The 21,034-nt window shown below is 72.5% G+C and carries 15 protein-coding genes; 9 read left to right on the top strand and 6 right to left on the bottom strand.

The features are described 5' to 3' along the window. Positions 1-121: 121 nt before the first annotated feature. Both BLW14_RS28675 and BLW14_RS28670 read left to right on the top strand, forming a co-directional pair. The gene (locus BLW14_RS28675) at positions 122-1,180 is read left to right on the top strand and encodes a LacI family DNA-binding transcriptional regulator (protein WP_256332899.1); all 1,059 of its coding nucleotides are present in this window, start codon (positions 122-124) and stop codon (positions 1,178-1,180) included. Between the two features lie 112 nt (positions 1,181-1,292). Beyond that, a complete protein-coding gene (locus BLW14_RS28670) occupies positions 1,293-2,381 on the top strand; it encodes a WD40/YVTN/BNR-like repeat-containing protein (RefSeq protein WP_093710024.1) in 1,089 nt (362 codons plus the stop codon). A gap of 10 nt (positions 2,382-2,391) precedes the next feature. On the opposite strand, the gene BLW14_RS28665 is transcribed toward BLW14_RS28670, so the two are convergent. Beyond that, positions 2,392-3,069 carry a uracil-DNA glycosylase gene (locus tag BLW14_RS28665; RefSeq protein WP_093710023.1) on the bottom strand — a complete coding sequence of 226 codons (678 nt, stop codon included), beginning with the start codon at positions 3,067-3,069 and terminating at the stop codon, positions 2,392-2,394. Positions 3,070-3,154: 85 nt separating this feature from the next. On the opposite strand from BLW14_RS28665, the gene BLW14_RS28660 reads away from it, so the two are divergent. Then, positions 3,155-4,168, top strand: a complete 1,014-nt coding sequence (locus BLW14_RS28660) for an N-acetylglucosamine kinase (protein ID WP_093710022.1) — start codon at positions 3,155-3,157, stop codon at positions 4,166-4,168. 138 nt (positions 4,169-4,306) lie between these two features. Beyond that, positions 4,307-5,230 carry a sirohydrochlorin chelatase gene (locus BLW14_RS28655; RefSeq protein ID WP_093710021.1) on the top strand — a complete coding sequence of 308 codons (924 nt, stop codon included), beginning with the start codon at positions 4,307-4,309 and terminating at the stop codon, positions 5,228-5,230. 72 nt (positions 5,231-5,302) lie between these two features. Here BLW14_RS28655 and BLW14_RS28650 read toward each other — a convergent pair whose 3' ends face one another. After that, on the bottom strand, positions 5,303-6,349 hold the full coding sequence (locus BLW14_RS28650; protein WP_093710020.1) for a lactonase family protein: 1,047 nt from the start codon (positions 6,347-6,349) through the stop codon (positions 5,303-5,305). 120 nt (positions 6,350-6,469) lie between these two features. Then, positions 6,470-7,978: an FUSC family protein gene (locus tag BLW14_RS28645; protein ID WP_093710019.1), complete on the bottom strand. Its 1,509-nt coding sequence runs from the start codon at positions 7,976-7,978 to the stop codon at positions 6,470-6,472. Between the two features lie 517 nt (positions 7,979-8,495). On the opposite strand from BLW14_RS28645, the gene BLW14_RS28640 reads away from it, so the two are divergent. The 3 genes from BLW14_RS28640 to BLW14_RS28630 all read left to right on the top strand — a co-directional run bounded on the left by BLW14_RS28640 (position 8,496) and on the right by BLW14_RS28630 (position 11,239). Then, on the top strand, positions 8,496-9,086 hold the full coding sequence (locus BLW14_RS28640) for a lytic polysaccharide monooxygenase auxiliary activity family 9 protein (protein WP_093710018.1): 591 nt from the start codon (positions 8,496-8,498) through the stop codon (positions 9,084-9,086). 141 nt (positions 9,087-9,227) lie between these two features. Next, complete coding sequence (locus tag BLW14_RS28635; protein WP_093710017.1) at positions 9,228-9,710, top strand: Lrp/AsnC family transcriptional regulator; 483 nt, start codon at positions 9,228-9,230, stop codon at positions 9,708-9,710. Positions 9,711-10,078: 368 nt separating this feature from the next. Next, positions 10,079-11,239: a serine/threonine-protein kinase gene (locus tag BLW14_RS28630; protein WP_256333029.1), complete on the top strand. Its 1,161-nt coding sequence runs from the start codon at positions 10,079-10,081 to the stop codon at positions 11,237-11,239. Positions 11,240-11,249: 10 nt separating this feature from the next. Here the strand turns inward: BLW14_RS28630 and BLW14_RS28625 are convergent, their stop codons facing one another. Together BLW14_RS28625 and BLW14_RS28620 are read right to left on the bottom strand one after the other, a co-directional pair. Then, complete coding sequence (locus BLW14_RS28625; protein ID WP_093710015.1) at positions 11,250-12,242, bottom strand: aldo/keto reductase; 993 nt, start codon at positions 12,240-12,242, stop codon at positions 11,250-11,252. Next, the gene (locus tag BLW14_RS28620; protein WP_093710014.1) at positions 12,239-13,159 is read right to left on the bottom strand and encodes an aldo/keto reductase; all 921 of its coding nucleotides are present in this window, start codon (positions 13,157-13,159) and stop codon (positions 12,239-12,241) included. Before BLW14_RS28620 ends, BLW14_RS28625 begins: the two co-directional genes overlap by 4 nt. 219 nt (positions 13,160-13,378) lie before the next feature. On the opposite strand from BLW14_RS28620, the gene BLW14_RS28615 reads away from it, so the two are divergent. Next, positions 13,379-16,861 (top strand): M28 family peptidase, encoded by a 3,483-nt coding sequence (locus tag BLW14_RS28615; protein ID WP_093710013.1) that lies wholly within the window; start codon positions 13,379-13,381, stop codon positions 16,859-16,861. Between the two features lie 61 nt (positions 16,862-16,922). On the opposite strand, the gene BLW14_RS28610 is transcribed toward BLW14_RS28615, so the two are convergent. Next, positions 16,923-18,362, bottom strand: a complete 1,440-nt coding sequence (locus BLW14_RS28610) for a helix-turn-helix domain-containing protein (protein ID WP_093710012.1) — start codon at positions 18,360-18,362, stop codon at positions 16,923-16,925. Positions 18,363-18,818: 456 nt separating this feature from the next. Between BLW14_RS28610 and BLW14_RS28605 the strand changes: the two genes are divergently transcribed. After that, positions 18,819-21,005, top strand: coding sequence for a discoidin domain-containing protein (locus BLW14_RS28605; RefSeq protein WP_093710011.1), 2,187 nt, complete (start codon positions 18,819-18,821; stop codon positions 21,003-21,005). Positions 21,006-21,034: the final 29 nt, after the last annotated feature.

Genomic DNA, 21,034 nt, shown 5'->3' with positions numbered 1-21,034 from the left:
GCTTGCGAATGTTGCCGGAACCGTACGGTTGGGTTTCCGGCCAGTCAAGAGGTCGCGGACCGTGAATTTTTCGCCCGGGCTCCCGCGCCCGTTCGGGCGCCTGGCGGTTACGATTCGCTGTATGAGCCCCGCAAACGTCCAGTCACATCAGGAGAATGCGCCTGCCGCAGCGCCGTCGGACGGCACTGCCACGCTGGCGGAAATCGCCCGAGCGGCCGGAGTCTCGGCTCCGACAGTTTCGAAAGTGCTGAACGGGCGCGCCGATGTCGCGCCCGGTACGCGCACCAAGGTCGAGGAGCTGCTGCTCCAGCACGGCTACCGCCGCAGACGCGGCTCGACCACGCAGTCGCAACTCATCGACCTGGTCTTCCACGAGCTGGACAGCGCGTGGGCCATGGAGGTCGTACGCGGGGTGGAGAACGTCGCCCGCGAGGAGGGGCTGAGCCTCGTCCTCTCGGAGAGCGCGGGCCGCCTCTCCCCCGGGCAGACCTGGGTCGACGGGGTGCTGGCCCGCCGGCCGGTCGGGGTCATCCTGGTGCTGTCCGACCTCACCGCCGCTCAGCGCGCGCAGCTCACCAGCCGCAGCATCCCGTACGCGGTGGTGGACCCGGCCGGGGACCCGGGTGACGACATCCCCTCGGTCGGCACCACGAACTGGCAGGGCGGTCTCGCCGCGACCCGCCACCTCACGGGCCTCGGCCACCGCAGGATCGGCGTGGTCAGCGGACCCTCCCGGATGATGTGCAGCCGGGCCCGGGTGGACGGCTACCGGGCCGCCCTGGAGACGGCGGACGTCCCGATCGACCAGTCACTGATCCGCGAGGCCGAGTTCTCGCACGAGGCGGGGTACGCGGCCGGGATGGAGCTGCTGCGCTCGGCGGACCGGCCCACCGCCGTCTTCGCCGGCAACGACCTCCAGGCACTGGGCGTGTACGAGGCGGCGCGCGAGCTCGGTCTGCGCATCCCGGAGGACCTGAGCGTCGTGGGCTTCGACGACCTGCCGCTCACCCGGTGGATCGGGCCGCCGCTGACCACGGTGCGCCAGCCCCTGATCGAGATGGCCGAGACGGCGGCCCGGCTGGTGCTGGACCTGGGCCGAGGCCGGCAGCCCGCGACGACCCGGGTGGACCTGGCGACGAATCTGGTGGTCCGCAGCAGTACGGCGCCGCCCTGCCGCTGAGAGGCGGACCGCCCGGACCGGGGGACACCCCGGGCCGTGGTCCGGGCCGCTGTCAGTGCCGGGGTGCAGACTGACCGATATCCGGCACAACGGCGTTTCGGGAGGTTCGGTCATGACCGATGTACTGCTCACCGTGGGCACCCGCAAGGGGCTCTTCATCGGCCGCAGGCGCGGCGGGGCATGGGAGTTCGAGGGGCCTCATTTCAACGCCCAGGCGATCTACTCGGTCGCCATCGACTCCCGGGGCGACCGGCCCCGGCTGCTGGTCGGCGGCGACAGCGCGCACTGGGGACCTTCCGTCTTCCACTCCGACGACCTCGGCGCGAGCTGGGTCGAGCCGAAGACCCCGGCCGTGAAGTTTCCGGAGTTCACCGGGACCTCGCTGGAGCGGGTGTGGCAGTTGCAGCCGGCGGGACCCGAGGCGCCGGGCGTCGTCTACGCGGGCACGGAGCCGGCCGCGCTCTTCCGGTCCGAGGACGGGGGCGAGTCGTTCGAGCTGGTGCGCCCGCTGTGGGAGCACCCGACGCGTTCACGCTGGGTGCCCGGCGGGGGCGGCGAGGGGCTGCACACGATCCTGACCGACGCGCGGGACGCCCGCGCCGTGACGGTCGCCGTGTCCACCGCCGGGGTGTTCCGGACGACCGACGGCGGCGCGAGCTGGACCCCGGCCAACAAGGGGGTCTCGGCCGTCTTCCTGCCCGACCCGGACCCGGAGTTCGGCCAGTGCGTGCACAAGGTCAGCCGGGACGCGGCCGACCCGGACCGCCTCTACCTCCAGAACCACTGGGGCGTCTTCCGCAGCGACGACGCCGGGGGCAACTGGACGGACATCGGAGCGGGCCTGCCCTCGGACTTCGGCTTCGCCGTGGCCGCCCACCCGCACCGCGCGGACACGGCGTACGTCTTCCCGATCAACGCCGACGCCGACCGGGTGCCCGCCGAGCACCGCTGCCGGGTCTTCCGGACCACCGACGCGGGCGCCCACTGGGAGCCGCTGTCGGCGGGCCTGCCCGAGGGCGCCCACTACGGCACGGTGCTGCGCGACGCGCTCTGCACGGACGACGCGGACCCGGCCGGGGTCTACTTCGGCAACCGCAACGGCGAGTTGTACGCGAGCGCGGACGACGGGGACAGCTGGGAGCAGCTCGCCTCACATCTGCCGGACGTGCTGTGCGTACGGGCGGCGGCGGTCGAGGTGTGAGGCGTACTTCCTACGGGAGCCGCCAGTCGACGGGCCGGGCGCCCTGCGCGGCGAGGAGTTCGTTGACCCTGCTGAACGGCTTGGAGCCGAAGAAGCCGCGGTCGGCGGACATCGGGGACGGGTGCGCGGACTCGATGGCCGGCAGGTCGCCGAGCAGCGGGCGCAGGTTGCGGGCGTCGCGTCCCCAGAGCACGGACACCAGCGGCTTGCCGCGGGCGACCAGGGCGCGGATGGCCTGTTCGGTGACCTCCTCCCAGCCCTTGCCGCGGTGGGCGCCGGGCGAGCGGGGCGCGGTGGTCAGCGCCCTGTTCAGCAGCAGCACGCCCTGCCGGGTCCACGGGGTGAGGTCGCCGTTCGACGGCCGGGGCAGCCCGAGGTCGTCGTGGAGCTCGCGGTAGATGTTCTCCAGGCTGCCCGGGAGCCTGCGGACGTCCGGGGAGACCGCGAAGCTCAGCCCGATCGCCATCCCCGGTGTGGGGTACGGGTCCTGACCGACGATCAGGACCCGTACGTCGTCGAAGGGCTGCTGGAACGCGCGCAGCACGTTCGACCCGGACGGCAGGTAGGTGCGGCCCGCCGCGACCTCCGCACGCAGGAAATCGCCCATCTCGGCGATGCGCCCTGCCACGGGGGCGAGGGCGTCGGCCCAGCCGGGCTCGACTACTTCGTTCAAGGGTCGCGCTGTCACGGAAGATCACCCTACCGGCGCAACGGGGTGCCCCGGGGATAGGGTGCTGCCCGTCCCTTACCTCTTCGCCCCCGGGAGCCGGTCCATGACGTCAGACGGGCAACCGGGCGCGTACGTACTGGGAGTGGATTCCGGCGGCTCCGGCCTCCGGGTGGCGCTGGGCACGGCGGAGGCGGACGCCCCGTCGGAGACCGCCGAGTGCGGTGGTCCCGTACGCACCGGGCCGCGCGGCATCGACGCCGCCCATCTCCTGGAGCAGGTGCTGCCCGCCGTACGCGGCCTGCTCGACGGGCTCGGCGACGGCGGCGCCCGGATCACCGCCGCCGCGATCGGTGCCGCGGGCATGGCCACGCTCGGCGACGAGCTGCGCGCCGAGTTGCCGGGCGCACTGGCCGACGCACTGGGCGTACGCCGGATCGCGCTGGCGGCGGACGCGGTGACCGCGTACGCCGGGGCGGTCGGACAGCGGCCCGGCGCGGTGGTGGCCGCCGGCACCGGGCTGATCGCGCTGGGCACGGACCTGACGGCGTGGCGGCGGGCGGACGGCTGGGGGCACCTGCTGGGCGACAGCGGCGGCGGGGCCTGGATCGGGCGGGCCGGCCTGGACGCGGCGATGCGCGCCCTCGACGGGCGGCGCGGCGGGTCACCGGCGCTGCTGGACCGGCTGGAGGCCGTCTTCGGGCCGCCGCAGGAGCTTCCCGGTCTGCTCTATCCGCGCGCCGACCGGCCCGCCCTGCTGGCCTCGTTCGCTCCGGAGGTGGCCGCGTGCGCGGACCACGACCCGGTCGCCGAGGGCATCCTGCGGGCTGCCGCCGTCCACATCGCGGAGGCCGCGGCGGCGGTGTGCCCGGAGTCGGAGGCGGACGAGGAGGCGTACGAAGTCGCGCTGACGGGCGGGCTGTTCCGGATGGGCGAGCCATTGCTCGTACCCCTTCGGGAGGAACTGGCGGAACTGCTGCCGGGGACACGGGCGGTCCCCGGTTCGGGTGATCCGCTGATCGGCGCCCTGCGCATCGCCCAGGCCCTGGCCACCGGCGGTCTGCGGCTGCCGCACCACCCGACGCTGCTCCGTGTTCCGGCGCCCGCGCCGCGGCCGTAGGGTGACGGGCCCATGAACACCGACGACAGATCAGGGCAGTTGCCCGGTAAGCCGCCGATCGGATAAAAGCGGACAGAGGCCGCTCGACCGGACCCTCCCCGCGCAGGGAGCCGTCCGAAACCAGTAGCATGCGGCGCCATGAGCACCCCCACTGGGCCCGCTTCCGGCCTGCCTGTACGAATGCCGCGACCTCGCCAGTCCGGACGGCACCGCCGCCCGGAGCCCGTGGTCGCACCCGAGGGCGCTGCCGCGCTCGTTCTCGCCGTTCCCGGTACCCCTTCCCCGGAGAGCCGTGGTCTGGCCGAGGAAGTCATCAGCATCGCCCGTTCCGAGCTGCCCGGTCTGAACGCCCTGATCGGATACGTCGACGGCGACGACGCCGAGTACCCGACGCTGACCTCCGTGGTCTCGCATTCCGCCTCCGAGCGCACCGCGCGCTACGAGCAGGCGCTGGCCGTGGGCCGTGAGGTCGCCGAGCCGGAGGGCCCCGCCGCCGTCGTGGTCCCGCTGCTCGTGGGTCCGGACAGCGCGCTGGTGCAGCGCATACGTCAGGCGATCACCGACAGCGGCGCCCCGGCGGAGCTGGCCGACGTGCTCGGCCCGCACCCGCTGCTGGCCGAGGCGCTGCACGTGCGCCTGTCGGAGGCCGGGCTCGCCCGCGCCGACCGGGCGAGGCTCTTCACGGTGGCGACGGCCGCCGACGGGATCGTGCTCGCCACGGTGGGCGGCGAGGAGGCCGTGCAGGCCGCCGGGATCACCGGCATGCTGCTCGCGGCCCGGCTCGCGGTGCCGGTGATGGCCGCCGCGCTCGACGTGGACGGTTCGGTCGCCGCCATCGCGGAGCAGCTGAAGGGCTCCGGCTCGCTTCAGCTGGCCGTGGCGCCGTACCTGGTGGGCCCCGAGGTGGCGGAGGGTCTGCTGGACGCCGCGGCGAAGGAGGCCGGCTGCGCGACCGCCGAGCCGCTGGGCGCGTACCCGGCGATCGGCAAGCTGGTGCTCTCGATGTACACCTCGGCCCTCGGGATCGCTCCCCCGGTGGCCCAGGGGGCGCAGGCCCGCTGACCTTTTCGGCATGCGTGAGGCCCCGTACCGGACGGCAGTCCCGTACGGGGCCTCATACGTACCCCGGAGGGGTCAGCCGAAGACCACGCAGGAGGCCGCAGGCGCCTCCAGGGAGCCGTCGGGGCGCGGGACGCCGGTCTCCGGATCCACCGTGAACCAGGCGACGTTCCCGCTGCGCTCGTTGGCCGTGTAGAGCCGGCGTCCGGCCGGGTCGAGGGCGAGGTCGCGCGGCCAGTGCCCGCCGCAGTCCACGGTGGTGACCAGGGACGGGTGCTCGCCGGTCGCGTCGAGCGCGAACACGGAGATGCTGTCGTGGCCCCGGTTGGCCGCCCACAGGAACCGCCCGTCGTGGGCGACGACGACCTCGGAGGCGTAGCTCTCGCCGGTCACGCCATCGGGGAGCACCGGCGTCTCGCCGACCGGCTCGAGGACGCCCGCGGTCGCGTCCCATCGGCACACGGTGAGGGTGGGCTCCAGCTCGTTCAGCACGTAGGCGTGCCGGCCCGAGGGGTGGAAGGCCAGGTGGCGGGGGCCGGTGCCGGGGCGCAGAGCCGTCTCGGCGTGCGGGCGCAGCTCCCCGGTGGCCGGGTCGAGTGCGCAGACGCGTACCGAGTCGGTGCCGAGGTCGACGCTGAGCACCCATTCCCCGGAGGGGTCCGGCAGGACCTCGTGGGCGTGCGGGCCCTCCTGGCGGTCCGCGACCGGTCCGCCGCCCTCGTGCGCGAGGACCGCGGCGACGGGGCCGAGCGTGCCGTCCCCGGCGACGGGCAGCACGCTGACGCTGCCCGAGCCGTAGTTCGCGGTGACCAGGTGGTTCGCGGCGAGGGCGAGGTGGGTGGGTCCGTCGCCGTCCACCGCCCGGACCTCACCGAGCGGGCGGGGTTCGTCCGCCGTGACGTCCAGGGCCGCCGCGGCCCCCGGCTCGGTCTCGCTGACCGCGTAGAGGACCGTGCCGCCGGGGCCGAGAGCCAGGTAGGAGGGGTCCGGTACGGCGTCGGTGGCGCCCAGGACCGTGAGCGCGCCGGTCTGCGGGTCCACGGCGGCGACGGTGACGCCGCGCCCGCCCGCCGAGGTGAACGACCCGATGAATGCCCGTCCCGCTCCGCTGCTGCTGTCCACCGCTGCTCCTCCCCGCCGGCTGCGCGCGGCGGACGTGCCGTCGTGATCTTCCGTCGCGACGGTAGCAGTGCGGTGACGCGGTCTGGACCAAGGGTGCCGGTGCGGGTCGCGCCGAAGGGATCAGGCCGTGACCAGGGGGGCGCTCGGCGGGCTGTGCAGCGGCGCGGCGAGTTCGGCGAGCGCGCGTTCCAGGCTGTGCAGGTGGGCGAGGGCGGGCTCGGTCACCGCGGGGTGCGCGGGAAGCGCGGCGGTGACGGCCGCACGGGCCGGCCGCTCGGGGGCCGTGAGCGCCTCTACCGCGTTCTCGACGCGCCAGCAGGCGGCGGCGAGCCGGGCGTCGTGGGACGCCTCCGGGTCGGCGGCCACCGAGGCGAGGCCGCGCACCTCGCGCGCGCACTCGTCGAGCAGCGCGAGGACGTGCCCGGCCCTGGCCCGGCGGGCGCGCAGCGGGCTGAGCGGATGGACCAGCGGGGCGAGCGAGAGCCGGACGCGCCCGAGGAGAGCCTCCAGTTCGGCGACGCGCGGGGCCGGGTCGGCGGTGGCGGAGCCGGAGAGCCGGGCGGCGGCCTCCTCGGTGCAGGCGTGCACGCAGCGCAGGGCGCGCTGGATCCAGGCGTCGGTCGTGGCGTGCGTGGTGACGGGCAGCACGACCAGCACCGCGAGCATCGCGCCGAGTGCGCCGACGGCGGTTTCGCCGAGCCGCAGGGCGAGCAGCGCGGGGTCGAGGACGCCGAGGGAGCCGTAGAGCGCGCCGGCCATGACCGTGACGGAGAACATCATCCAGGTGTAGGAGACGGCGGCCGTGTAGAAGATGCCGAAGATCCCGGCGGCCACGATCAGGGCGGTGGGGACGGGCGCGCCGTGCACCGGGATCACGACGGCCAGGCCTACGGGGATGCCGATGAGGGTGCCCAGGACCCGGCGGAAGCCGCGTACCAGCGTCTCGCCGCGCGAGGCGGTGTTCACGAAGACCCACCAGGTGGCGCCGACGGCCCAGTACCAGCGCTGGTCCGACATGAGCTGTCCGGCCAGCAGCGCGACGGCTCCGCCCGTGACCGCCTGGACCGCCTGGCGGGTGGTGACGCGAGCCAGGCCGGCGCCGGCGGGTGGGGCCGGGACGGCGGGGGCCGTCAGCCGGCGTTCGTAGCACCAGAGGCCGAAGCGGACGGCCGCCGCGCAGAGCACGGACAGGGCGACGGCGGAGTAGAGCTCGGGGAGCTGCTGGGGCAGGGTGTGAAGGAACTGCGTACTGAAGAAGGCCATGAACGCGAAGACGCCGAGGGAGTGTCCGCGCGGCCCCCACCGCCTCGCGTAGACCCCCGCACCCATGACCGCGAGGAACGCGGCGTCGCGCGCGACGGGGTGGCCGTGGAGGACGGCGGCGAGTGCGAGCACCGGGAAGCCGACGGCGGGGAGCAGGGCAGTGGTGACCGCCTGTCCCCGGACGGTGGGGTCGGTCACGGTGAAGAGGGCGAGCAGCGCGGCCAGGCCGCCGGTGATGGCCGCCACGAGCGAGTGGCCGACGAGCCCGCACACCACGACCGCGAGCCCGATACCGAGCACGGCCCGGGACGCGAACCGGAACCGGATCCGGCCCGGATCCGGAGCGACGAACGCCCTCTTCAGCAAGTTGCCCCGCCCTTCTTCGCACCTGGACCATGTCCGGACATGAGAAAGGCGCCGCATGGGTCCCCCGAGGGACCCGCAGCGCCATTGACTCTCATATCTCAGCATCCGACAGGTGATTGGTTCAAACCGAACTCCCTTCCTTGAGCCAATGGCCCAGAATTACACCATCGTCTCGGCCACGGCAGGACCAACGGACCAGCCGCGCACGACACCTCTGCGGACGGCCACCCCGCCGGACGGGCGCTCCCCGCCCCCAGGTGCAGGAAGTGAACGGCGGGCGGTCGGGAGGGGGCACCGAGCGCGCTGGTCCCGGACGGCCACCGAACGGCCCACCTGAAAGGTCACCGCGTCCCGCCGCCAGAACCCCTTCGCCCCGAGTGCCTGCGCGGCCACCGTCCGCCGCGCAGCCCACCGGAAAGCCGTTGGTCTAGACATGTCAACTTGACATCGCTACGCTCACCCTTGGTCTAGACCGCAGCACTCTCCGGACACCACCCCACATCTCCAGGAGCGACGGATGCGCAAAAAGATCACCTCGTTACTGGCCGGGCTCGGGATCGCGGGGGCGGCCCTGCTGGCCACCTCGGCCCCCGCCCAGAGCCATGGCTACACCGACTCCCCCATCAGCCGCCAGCAGCTCTGCGGCATCGGCACGGTCAAGCGCTGCGGGCAGATCCAGTGGGAGCCGCCGAGCGTCGAGGGCCCCAAGGGCTTCCCCACCCGCGGCCCGGCCGACGGACACATCTGCTCGGGCGGCATCGGCCGCTTCTCCGAGCTCGACGACCCGCGCGGCGGCGCCTGGCCCGCCACCAAGGTCACCGCCGGCCAGAACTACACCTTCAACTGGCGGATAGAGGCGCGTCACGCCACGACCGACTTCCGCTACTACATCACCAAGGACGGCTACGACCCGACGAAGCCGCTGACCCGGGCCGACCTGGAGCCGCAGCCGTTCCTCACCGTGCCCTTCGGCGGCAGGCTGCCGGGTTCGACGGTGAGCCACTCGGGCGTTCTGCCGCAGAAGTCGGGCAAGCACCTGATCCTCGGCGTGTGGACGATCTCCGACACCGGCAACGCCTTCTACGCCTGCTCCGACGTGCAGTTCTGACCGTCCGGTCCGTGCCCCGCGCCACCCGCCCGTGTGCGGGGCACATCCGGCCGTGACGGCCACGGGGCGACCGGCTGCGCGCCGATGCCGTTGGTACAGTCGCTGGCCCCCGGAGGACGCACCGAAAGAGGCCGGCGAAGCATGGCGGTGGACGCGCTCGACACCCGTATCCTGCGGCTGCTCATCGAGCAGCCGCAGACGAGCGTGCGCGAGTACGCACGCATCCTGTCCATCGCCCGGGGCACCCTCCAGGCGCGGATCGACCGGCTGGAACGGGACGGTGTGATCACCGGCAGCGGCCCCTTCCTCTCCCCCGCCGCGCTCGGCCACCCCGTCCTCGCCTTCGTGCACCTGGAGGTCACCCAGGGCCATCTCGACGAGGTCGGTGACGCGCTCGCCGCCGTGCCGGAGATCGTCGAGGCCTTCTCGACGACGGGTGGCGGCGACCTGCTGACCCGGGTCGTCGCCCGGGACAACGGGCATCTGGAGGACGTCATCCAGCGCCTCATCCGGCTGCCCGGCGTGGTCAGGACCCGGACCGAGGTGGCGCTGCGCGAACGCGTGCCGCACCGGCTGCTGCCGCTCGTCGAGTCGGTGGGCCGGTCGGCCGCGGGCGGCCGTTGACGGCAGACGGTCGTACGGGGTCCGCGCGCCGGATATCCTGATCTTGCCGCGCTCCCCCCACCCGACCTCGCCCCGGCGAGGCCGCCGCCGCGGCAGTCGAAGCGGCCCTCGGTCCGGGCCGACGCCCCAGGGCCCGTATTGAGTTGTGGCGCGGAAGAAGGAGCGGCGTTCGGTGCGTCCGATCACGGTGCGGTCGGGATGTCCTCGTAGCGGAGCTACTTGGGCATTTCGGCCGTGCCGTGAGCGTGCGTGCCGGGCGTCGCGACGCCGCGCCACAACTCAATACAGGCCCTAGTTATCGAGACAGGTGTGCACAGGTGCTGGTTGCTGGTCGGTACCGGCTGATATCCGCCATCGGCCGGGGCGGGATGGGTGAGGTCTGGCGGGCCACCGACGAAGTCCTCGGGCGTGCCGTCGCCGTGAAGCTGCTGCTGGGCGAGCACGCCGACGAGTCGGCCACCGCCCGGTTCCGGCTGGAGGCCCAGACCGCCGCCCGGCTGAGCCACCCTCATCTGGTGGCCGTCTTCGACTTCGGGGCGTGGGAGAACCGGCTCTTCCTCGTCATGGAGCTGGTCGAGGGCCGGAGCCTGGCGGACCTGCTGCTGGCTCAGGAGCGGCTGGGGCCCGAGCAGGCCGCGCACATCGCCGGCCAGGCGGCCGCCGGTCTCGCCGCGGCGCACCGGCAGGGCATCGTCCACCGCGACATCAAGCCCGGAAACCTGATGATGGACGGCGAAGGCACCGTCAAGATCGGGGACTTCGGCATCGCGCAGTTCGTCGACGATCCGTCCGCCGCGCTGACGACGACGGGTCACATCGTCGGCACGAGCCTGTACCTCGCCCCGGAACGTGCGCTCGGCCGCACGGCGGACGCCGCGTCCGACATGTACTCACTGGGCTGTGTGATCTACCAACTGCTGCTCGGGCAGCCGCCGTTCCGCTCGGACACCGCGACCGCCACCCTCTACCAGCACGTGGACACACCGCCGGTGCCGCTGCGTCAGCGCGGCGTGGACGTATCCGCCGCCTTCGACGCGTACCTGCTCGGTCTGCTGGCGAAGCAGCCGGAGGACCGGCCCACCGCCCAGCAGGTCGCCGACTGGTTCCACGGCGATGCCTGGCGGGGCCACGCGGAGCCGCTGCCCCAGCAGCGCCCGGCCCCGGCGCACCAGCCCGTCGCCCACGCCTCCCACCCGGCGACGCCCGCCCCCTTCGCCACCGTGCCCGCCCCGGCTTCCGGGGCGGACTCCGCCGCGCCGACCATGTACCGGCTGCCGCAGGCCCCCGCCGGGCACGGTCAGGGGCACGGACGGCGGGCGGCGGCCCGGACCGCGAAGCCCCGGCGGCGCACCGCGGGTGAGGCGATCCGGCGCCGGCCCCGGGTGGCCAGCGCCATCGCGGGCGCGATCGCCTTCCTGGCTGCCGTGTTCCTCGGGATGAGCCTGTTCTCCCCCGACACCGGCTCGGCCACCACGCCGGACGACGGCACCTCGACGACCGCGCCGGCGGCCCCCGGGGCCGGACGGTAGCGGCCGACGGCTACCAGCGGTCGTGGACCGCCGCGCGGAACCGGCGGTCGTACAGGTCGCGCACCGCGTCCAGCGTGCTCTGCGGCAGCGGGTCGAGCGCGGCGGCGGCCGCGTTGGCCCGGGCCTGCTCCGTCGAGCGCGCGCCCGGGATGACGCTGGTGACGCCCGGCTGCTGGATGATCCAGCGCAGCGCGGTCTGCGCCGGGGTGGCACCCTCGGGGGCGAGCGCGGCGAATTCGGCGGCGGCGGCCACCCCGGTCCCGTAGTCCACGCCGGAGAAGGTCTCGCCCTGGTCGAACGCCTCGCCGTGCCGGTTGTACGTGCGGTGGTCGCCGGGCGCGAAGACGGTGTCCGCGGTGTACTTGCCGGACAGGAGCCCGGAGGCCAGCGGGACCCGGGCGATGATGCCGACACCGGCCTCCCGCGCCGCCGGCAGCACCTCGTCCAGCGGCTTGAGGCGGAACGGGTTGAGGATGATCTGGACGCTCGCGACGCCCGGGCGGGCAATGGCCGTCAGCGCCTCGGCGCACGTCTCGACGCTTACCGCGTAGGCCGCGACCCGCTGCTCGGCGACGAGCGTGTCCAGCGCGTCGTACACCTCTTGCGAGGAGTAGACGGGCGTGGGCGGGCAGTGCAGCTGTACGAGGTCGAGCGTGTCGACGCCCAGGTTGGCGCGGGAACGGTCGTTCCACGCGCGGAAGTTCTCCAGGGTGTAGTTCTCCGGCACCTGGTCGGCGCGGCGGCCCATCTTCGTCGCGACGAAGACCCCGGCGTCGGGCCGTTCCTTGAGATAGCGGCCGATGAGCTGTTCGCTCCGCCCGTCCCCGTACACGTCCGCCGTGTCGAAGAAGGTGACGCCCGCCTCGACGGCCGCGTCGAGCACCCCGAGCGCGTCCGCCTCGCGGACGTCGCCCCAGTCCCCGCCGAGTTGCCAGGTGCCCTGTCCGACGACCGATACGTTCCGTTTGGTCCTGCCCAGTTCGCGCTGCTCCATGGGGATCATGCTACGTCCGCTCCGGTGGGCTGCCCGAGCGCGGTGAGCCGTGCCGTCTCGTCGTCGGTGAGCCGCAGGGCGCCCGCCGCCACGTTGGCCTCCAGGTGGGCCGGGTCGCCGGTGCCGGGGATCGCCAGGACGTGCGTGCCCTGCTGGAGCGTCCACGCCAGCCGGACCTGCGCGGGCGAGGCGTCGTGGGCGCGGGCCACGTCGACCACCGCCTCGTGCTCGGGGACGGCGCCGGACTCGCGGCCTGCGCCCGCGATGGCGAAGAAGGGGACGAAGGCGATGCCCAGGTCGCCGCACATGCGCAGCACCTCCTGGGAGTCGGCGCGCCGCTCGCCGATGCCGTAGCGGTTCTGTACGCAGACGACCGGTGCGATGGCCCGGGCCTCGTCTATCTGCTCCGGCCGGACGTTGGAGAGGCCCAGGTGGCGGACGAGGCCCTCCTCGCGCAGCTCGGCCAGGGCGCCGAAGAGCTCCGAGACGGGGCGGTTGCCGTTCATCCGGAGGTTGACGACGTCGAGGTGATCGCGGCCGAGCTGACGGATGTTCTCCTGGACCTGGCCGCGCAGCTGCTCGGGGCGGGCCCAGTCGGTCCAGTCGCCGGAGGGGCCGCGGCCGGGTCCGACCTTCGTGGTGATGACCAGGTCGTCGGGGTAGGGACCGAGCGCCCGGTTGATCAGCTCGTTGGCCGAGCGCAGGGGTGAGAAGTAGAAGGCCGCCGTGTCGATGTGGTTCACGCCCAGCTCGACGGCTCGGCGCAGCACCGCGACGGCCCGGTCCCGGTCGTGCGGGGTGCGTTCGTCGCTGAACGCCGCGCCGTTCTGGGTCAGCCGCATGGCGCCGAAGCCGATCCGGTTGACGGTCAGATCACCGAGCCGCCAGGTGCCGGCGGCCGCTGCGGTGAGGGAGTGCGAGGTCAAAGGTGGTGCCTTCCTCGCGGATTCGGTCGAGAAGAAGGGTGACACATGAAGGGAGGCAGGAAACTCCTGTGCACTTCCCATGGCGTCTGCGCCCGACTTGACGAGACTTGCCAACCCCCTTGCAGGCGCACTCAGTTCGTTGACGGGGTCATGACCACATGTGAGTGTTCGGTCGCTCGATCACGGACACCATGAGGAGCCTCGATGAAACGCAGACCGATGACGGCCGGGACAACCCTGGCCGTCCTCGCCGGAATGCTGGTCGCCGTCAGCGGTCAGCCGGCCTCCGCGGAACCCACGCCACCGCCGGCCCCCAAGGCACTCACCGCCGCCGTCTCGGCCGCCGACAAGGCTGCCGCCAGCGGCCTGGACACCCTGGCGAAGGGGCCGGAGGAGCGCTACGAGCGCCGGATGGTCACCCCGTGGGTCAACGGCCTCTACTCCGTCGCGTACGAGCGCACCTACCGCGGCCTGCCCGTGATCGGCGGGGACGCCGTCGTGGTGGCCGACTCCAAGGGCCGGGTGCGCGGATCGCAGTCGGCGGTCTCGCGCCGCATCAACGTGCCCACCACAGCGACCGTCTCCGCGAAGACCGCCGAGTCCACCTCGCGCAAGCAGCTGCGTACGGTGGACAAGGTCGAGAGCCACCGGCTCGTCGTACGGGCCACCGACAAGCGCTCGCGGCTCGCCTGGGAGACCGTGCTCACCGGCCGGACCGCGAAGGCGCCGAGCCGGCTCCACGTGTTCGTGGACGCGGGCACCGGAGCGGTCATCGACAGCTACGACGACGTCCGGGCCGGCACGGGCAACAGCCAGTGGAACGGGCCCTCGCCGCTCACCATCAACACAACCTCTTCGGGCGGCAGTTACTCGCTGCGCGACCCGAACCGCCCCGGGCTGAGCTGCGCCGACTACAGCACCGGGAGCGTGTTCACCAAGTCCACCGACTCCTGGGGCACAGGCAGCGCGTCCAGCAAGGAGACCGGCTGCGTCGACGTCATGTGGGCGGCCCAGCACGAGTGGGACATGCTGCGCGACTGGCTCGGGCGCAACGGCCACGACGGCAACGGCCGCAGCTGGCCCGTCAAGGTCGGCCTCAACGACGTCAACGCCTACTGGGACGGCTCCACGGTCTCGATCGGCCACAACCAGGCCAACCAGTGGATCGGCGCCATGGACGTCGTGGGCCACGAGTTCGGCCACGGCATCGACCAGTACACCCCGGGCGGCGCCAACAACGAGTCCGGGCTCGGCGAGGCCACCGGCGACATCATGGGCGCGCTGACCGAAGCGTACACCAATGAGCCGGCCCCGTACGACGACCCGGACTACACCGTCGGCGAGAAGATCAACCTCGTCGGCAACGGGCCGATCCGGATCATGTACAACCCCGGCCAGATCGGCGACCCGAACTGCTACAGCTCCTCCATACCCAACACCGAGGAGCACGCGGCGGCCGGGCCCCTCAACCACTGGTTCTACCTGCTCGCCGAGGGCTCGAACCCCGGTGGCGGCAAGCCCTCCAGCCCCACCTGCAACAGCTCCACGGTGACCGGTGTGGGCATCCAGAGCGCCGGCAAGGTCTTCTACGGCGGCATGCTCCTCAAGACGAGCGGCATGACGTACAAGCGCTACCGCACGGCCACCCTCACCGCTGCGAAGAACCTCGATGCCACCTGCGTGCTGTACAACCGCGCGAAGGCGGCGTGGGACGCGGTCAGCGTGCCCGCCCAGAGCGGTGACCCGACCTGCTCGCCGAGCGGCAACAACGACTTCTCGATGTCCCTGGACCCGGCCTCCGGCTCGGTGAAGCCGGGCAGCTCGGTGACGTCCACCGTCCGTACGACGGTCTCCTCCGGCAGCGCCCAGACCGTGAACCTGTCCGCGAGCGGCCTGCCCGCCGGCGTGAGCGTCTCCTTCAGCCCCTCCTCGGTGCAGTCCGGCGCCACGTCCACGATGACCGTGTCGACGACGTCGGCCGCCACCCCCGGCTCGTACACCTTCACGGTGAAGGGCGCGGGCACCCAGGAGCACACCGCCCAGTACACGCTGACCGTCAACAACGGCGGTGGCAACCCCGGCGGTACGGCGCCCGACATCGGCGTCGCCAACGTGCAGGCTCACCTGACCCAGTTCAACGCCCTCGCCTCGCAGAACGGCGGCAACCGGCGGGCCGGCAGCAGCGGGTACACCGCCTCGCTCGACTACGTGAAGGGCAAGCTCCAGACGGCCGGCTACACCGTCACCGAGCAGACCTGCGCCACCTGCACCTACACCGGCAAGAACCTCATCGCGGACTGGCCCGGCGGGCCCTCCGACAGCACCGTGATGTTCGGCGCCCACCTGGACAGCGTCTCCGCCGGGCCCGGGATCAACGACAACGGCTCCGGGTCGGCGACCCTGCTGGAGAACGCGCTCGCCCTGGCCCAGCAGAACCCGACCATGACCAAGCACGTCCGGTTCGCCTGGTGGAACGGCGAGGAGCAGGGGCTCCAGGGCTCCAAGTACTACGTCAGCCAGCTGAGTTCGGCCCAGCGCGGCGCCATCACCGCGTACTACAACTTCGACATGGTCGCCTCGGTGAACGGCGGCTACTTCATCAACAACCTCAACTCGGCCGCCTCGGCGCCGATGAAGGAGTACTGGACCTCCCTCGGGCTCGCCCCGGAGGAGAACGTGGAGGGCCAGGGCCGCTCCGACGACTACTCCTTCCAGCAGGGCGGAATCGCCACCTCTGGCTACGCGACCGGCGCCAGTGACACCAAGACCTCGGCGCAGGCTTCCAAGTGGGGTGGCACGGCGGGCCGTTCGTACGACCCGTGCTACCACCAGTCCTGCGACACCACCTCCAACATCAACGCCACCGCGCTCGACCGCAGCGCCGACGGGGTCGCCTACACGCTGTGGAAGACGGCCGTCGGCTCCACCGCGCCGGCCGACGACTTCTCCGTCTCGGTGAACCCGGTCTCGGGCGGCGTCCAGCCGGGTGCTTCGGTCACCGCGACCGTGTCCACGGCCACCACCAGCGGCTCCGCGCAGAGCGTCCGGCTGACGGCGTCCGGCGCGCCGAGCGGTGTCACCGTCTCGTTCTCGCCCACCTCGGTGCAGTCGGGCTCGTCGGCCACGATGACGGTGTCCGCGAGCGCCCAGGCCGCGGCGGGTACGTACACGCTCACCGTGACCGGAACCGGCACGGCCGCCCACACCACCACGTACTCGCTGGTGGTCGGTGGCGGCGGCAACTGCCAGCCCCAGCAGGTGGTGGCCAATGGCGGCTTCGAGAACGGGACTTCGCCCTGGACTCAGACGAGTGGCGTCATCAACAACCGGACCGCCGAGAAGCCCGCGCACAGCGGCTCGTACCAGGCGTGGTTCGGCGGCTGGGGCAGCACCCACAGCGACACCGCCACCCAGTCGCTGACCGTTCCGGCCGGCTGCTCGACGTACCGCCTGTCGTTCTATCTGCGGACCGACACCGCAGAGACGCCCGACGGGAACGCGTACGACACGTTCACCGTGAAGCTGGGGTCGCGGACGCTGGCCACGTACTCGAACCTCGACGCCACCAACAGCTACGTGCTGAAGACCTTCGATGTCGCGTCGGCCGCCGGGCAGACGGTGACGCTGAACTTCGCCAGCAAGGAGGACGCCTATCTGCAGACCAGCTTCGTCGTGGACGATGTGGCCCTCGACGTGAGCTGACCCGGCCGGAGTGAACGAGAGGGGCGGGGCGTGGTGACACGCCCCGCCCTTCGGCGCGTTCTCAGCGGACGGCGGCGGCCAGCCTGCGGACGAAGTCGTCGGTCTCCGCCCCGCCGCCGCCGCGGGCGGCCAACCGTCCGTACAGTCCGCGCAGCTCCTGGCCGAGAAGCGTCGAGGGATGCACCGCCCCCTCCAGGACGGGTCCGGCCACCGACGGCGCGGCGGCCGGTTCACCCGCGCAGACATAGGCGTCCGCCGTCCGGGCCAGGAACAGCATCCGGGCCGAATGCATGCCCGGCGGCAGCAGCCTGATCGCGGTACCGGCCGCGTCGAGGGCGCGGAGCGCGAAGCGCCGCTCCCCCGTCGCGGCGGCCAGGTCCCGCAGCGCGCCGGCGGCCCCGGACTCCACCCGCAGGCGCACGGAGGCGACGGAGAGCCAGGGCGCCTCCGCCTCGTCCTCCTCGTCGGCCCGGTCCATCCGCGACCAGGCGCGGGCGATGTGGTGCAGCGTGCGGTCGGCGTCGCCGCGCACCGCGTGGCCGCGTGCCTGGTACAGGTCGCTCAGGGCCCCCGCCCAGTGCCGGCCCGCGGCGGCCCGGCTGACGGCTTCGCCGTAGGCGAGCGCGGAGGGGCCGTCGCCTTCGAGCCGGGCCAGGGTGCTCATGTCGCTGAGCGCCGCGACCTGCGCGCCGACGTGGCCCGCCATGGACGCCCACACCAGGGACCGGTCGAGCCAGGCCATCGCCGTCCCGTTGCGGCCCCACAGCAGCCTGAGGCAGCCGGCCGACTGCGCGTACTCGGCGGCCAGCGGGGCGAGTTGGTGCTGGTACGGGGCTGCCGGGAGCGCCATCCAGCGGAGCATCGCATGCAGCGTGCGCTCGACGACGGCGGTCGCGCCGGGCCAGGAATGCTCCTCGTCGGCGCGCAGACAGACGGCGAGCAGCGCGGTCAGGGCGTGCACGGTGTCGGTGTCCAGGGGCGGACAGGACAACGTGTCCGGGCCCAGGGAGCAGAACCGCGCGTGCAGGGCGACCACGTCGGTGAGCGCCGGGACCGTGCAGCCGTCCCGGCCGTGCAGCGGGCAGACGAGCCCGTACGCGGGCAGCCGCGGGGGCAGCACGGCCCCGGGCGGGAGCATCGCGGCGAGCGCCCCGCCGGCCGGCTCGCCGGGGAGCGGGCCCTGTCCGACCGGGACCGGCGGGGGCGCGGGAGCGGCGGTCGCCCGCTCACCCGCGTCGGCCCGCTCGGCCTCCTCGCAGGCGCCCACGAGGTCCCCGGCGGCCGTCAGGAGGTCGTCCAGGCGGCGGGCCAGCGGCAGCGGGGTCCTGCGGCTGCCGTGTTCGAGTTTGCTGATGGCGGTGTGGTCGTAGCCGACCCGGGCCCCCACCTGGGCCTGGGTGAGACCGGCCCGCCTGCGCCAGTGACGCAGCCGGGCGCCGAAGACGCGCCATGCCCTCACACTCCGGGCGTCCGCCGGCGCGGGGCCCGTCACCTCGGTCACCCGGGGCCTCGTCGTGCCTGGTCAGCACCGCTTCCGGCGCCACGCTCACGGCTCATGCCCCGGAGGATAGCGAGGGCCCGGGCCCGCTGTCCCCGGGGCGGGAGGAACATGTCCGGTAACAGGTGCGGCCGTTCGGCCCCCAGCGCACTCCGTACCCGCTCGGTGATTGCGGTGGCAACGATCCGCGTCGCCCCACGCACTCCTCCTACGTGCCCCGTCATCACCTGAAACGACGAACCGTCAGTTGCCTTGCGAAGGGCGCCTTCAAGACGGCCGCAACACGGACACACGTGAGCTTTCCGTCGTCAACTGTTGTTCTCAAGTCCACCAGAACAAGCCGTCGGTGCACACCTATTGACGTTTCGTGAGCCGGAGGTGAAGTATCCCCATCGCCGGAGAGAGCGCTCTCCGGCTTCGTGTCGTGCACCCGTTCCGCGACTCAGGAGACAAGCCCCCATGTATGGACCCCCCTCGCTCCGCAGACCCTCACCTTCCTCGGGAAGGAGACGCACCGGCGTGCTGGCCGCCGTCGCCGGCCTCGTCGTCTCGCTTCTCGCCTTCGTGCCCTCCACCTCGGCCAACGCGGCCCCTTCCCTGCTGTCGCAGGGCAAGACGGTGACCACGTCCAGCCAGGAGAGCTCCGGCACCCCCGCCACCGCCGCCGTCGACGGCGACAACGGCACCCGCTGGTCGAGCGCGTTCTCCGACCCGCAGTGGATCAAGGTCGACCTGGGCACCTCCGCCTCGGTCAGCCAGATCGCGCTGAGGTGGGAGGCCGCGTACGCCAAGAGCTACAAGATCGAGTTCTCCAAGGACGACAGCACCTGGAGCACGGCCTATTCGACCGCCACGGGCCCCGGCGGCAATGAGACGCTGAACGTCTCGGGCACCGCCCGCTACGTGCGGCTGACCGGTACCGCCCGCGCCACCGGCTACGGCTACTCGCTGTGGGAGTTCCAGGTGTTCGGCACCACCGGCGGCGACGGCGGCCCGCAGCTTCCGGGCGGCGGCGACCTCGGCCCCAACGTCCTGGTCTTCGACCCCTCCACGCCCAACATCCAGGGCAAGGTCGACGAGATCTTCAAGCAGCAGGAGTCGGCGCAGTTCGGCACCGGCCGCTACGCGCTGCTCTTCAAGCCGGGCACGTACAACAACATCAACGCGCAGATCGGCTTCTACACCTCGATCGCCGGTCTCGGCCTCAAGCCCGACGACACCACATTCAACGGTGACGTCACGGTCGACGCGGGCTGGTTCAACGGCAACGCCACCCAGAACTTCTGGCGTTCGGCCGAGAACCTCGCCCTCAACCCGGTCAGCGGCACCGACCGCTGGGCCGTGTCCCAGGCGGCACCGTTCCGCCGTATGCACGTCAAGGGCGGCCTCAACCTCGCCCCGAACGGCTACGGCTGGGCCAGTGGCGGGTACATCGCCGACAGCAAGATCGACGGGCAGGTCGGCCCGTACTCGCAGCAGCAGTGGTACACCCGCGACAGCTCCATCGGCAGCTGGGGCAACGGCGTCTGGAACATGACGTTCTCCGGCGTCGAGGGCGCACCCGCCCAGAGCTTCCCGGAGCCGCCCTACACCACGCTCCAGAACACCCCGGTCTCCCGCGAGAAGCCGTTCCTCTACCTCGACGGCAACGACTACAAGGTGTTCGTCCCCGCCAAGCGCACCAACGCGCGCGGCACTTCCTGGGGCAGCGGCACCCCGCAGGGCGAGTCGATCCCGCTGAGCCAGTTCTACGTCGTCAAGCCGGGGGCCACCGCCGCCACCATCAACGCGGCCGTCCAGCAGGGCCTGCACCTGCTGTTCACGCCCGGCATCTACCACGTGAACCAGACGATCAACATCGACCGCGCGGACACGGTCGTGCTGGGCCTCGGTCTCGCCACGATCATCCCGGACAACGGGGTCACCGCCCTCAAGGTCGGTGACGTGGACGGCGTGAAGCTCGCCGGACTCCTGGTCGACGCCGGCCCGCAGAACTCGCAGGTGCTCGTCCAGGTCGGCCCGGACAACGCTTCCGCGAACCACTCCGCCAACCCGACCAGCGTCCAGGACGTGTTCGTCCGGGTCGGCGGCGCGGGCGCCGGCAAGGCGACCACGGGCATGGTGATCAACAGCAACGACACGATCATCGACCACACCTGGCTGTGGCGCGCCGACCACGGCGAGGGCATCGGCTGGGACACCAACCGCTCCGACTACGGCCTCCAGGTCAACGGCGACAACGTCCTGGCCACCGGCCTGTTCGTCGAACACTTCAACAAGTACGACGTCCGCTGGTCCGGCGAGAACGGCAAGACGATCTTCTTCCAGAACGAGAAGGCCTACGACGCCCCCAACCAGGCGGCCGTTCAGAACGGCAGCGTCAAGGGATACGCCGCCTACAAGGTCGACGACTCGGTCAACACCCACGAGGGCTGGGGGCTGGGGAGCTACTGCTACTTCAACGTCGACCCGGGCATCCGCCAGGACCACGGCTTCGAGGCCCCGGTCAAGTCGGGCGTGAAGTTCCACGACCTGCTCGTCGTCTCACTCGGCGGCCAGGGCCAGTACAACCACGTCATCAACAACACCGGATCGCCCACGTCCGGGACCTCCACCGTCCCGTCGAACGTGGTGTCGTTCCCGTGACGTACGGCAGGTGACACCGTTCGTACGAG

The organism is Streptomyces sp. 2131.1 (genome assembly GCF_900105515.1).
GTDB classification, from domain to species: Bacteria; Actinomycetota; Actinomycetes; order Streptomycetales; family Streptomycetaceae; genus Streptomyces; species Streptomyces drozdowiczii.
The sequence above is the reverse complement of the archived record's forward strand: the minus strand, read 5'-3'. Positions and strand labels throughout refer to the sequence as shown.

What these genes read in the sequence shown, in the direction of transcription:
- BLW14_RS28670 (WP_093710024.1), top strand. Translation starts at nt 1,293, where the DNA reads ATGACCGATGTACTGCTCACCGTGGGCACCCGCAAGGGGCTCTTCATC.
- BLW14_RS28640 (WP_093710018.1), top strand. Translation starts at nt 8,496, where the DNA reads ATGCGCAAAAAGATCACCTCGTTACTGGCCGGGCTCGGGATCGCGGGG.
- BLW14_RS28675 (WP_256332899.1), top strand. Translation starts at nt 122, where the DNA reads ATGAGCCCCGCAAACGTCCAGTCACATCAGGAGAATGCGCCTGCCGCA.
- BLW14_RS28615 (WP_093710013.1), top strand. Translation starts at nt 13,379, where the DNA reads ATGACGGCCGGGACAACCCTGGCCGTCCTCGCCGGAATGCTGGTCGCC.
- BLW14_RS28660 (WP_093710022.1), top strand. Translation starts at nt 3,155, where the DNA reads ATGACGTCAGACGGGCAACCGGGCGCGTACGTACTGGGAGTGGATTCC.
- BLW14_RS28635 (WP_093710017.1), top strand. Translation starts at nt 9,228, where the DNA reads ATGGCGGTGGACGCGCTCGACACCCGTATCCTGCGGCTGCTCATCGAG.
- BLW14_RS28630 (WP_256333029.1), top strand. Translation starts at nt 10,079, where the DNA reads ATGGGTGAGGTCTGGCGGGCCACCGACGAAGTCCTCGGGCGTGCCGTC.
- BLW14_RS28625 (WP_093710015.1), bottom strand. Translation starts at nt 12,242, where the DNA reads ATGATCCCCATGGAGCAGCGCGAACTGGGCAGGACCAAACGGAACGTA.
- BLW14_RS28655 (WP_093710021.1), top strand. Translation starts at nt 4,307, where the DNA reads ATGAGCACCCCCACTGGGCCCGCTTCCGGCCTGCCTGTACGAATGCCG.
- BLW14_RS28605 (WP_093710011.1), top strand. Translation starts at nt 18,819, where the DNA reads ATGTATGGACCCCCCTCGCTCCGCAGACCCTCACCTTCCTCGGGAAGG.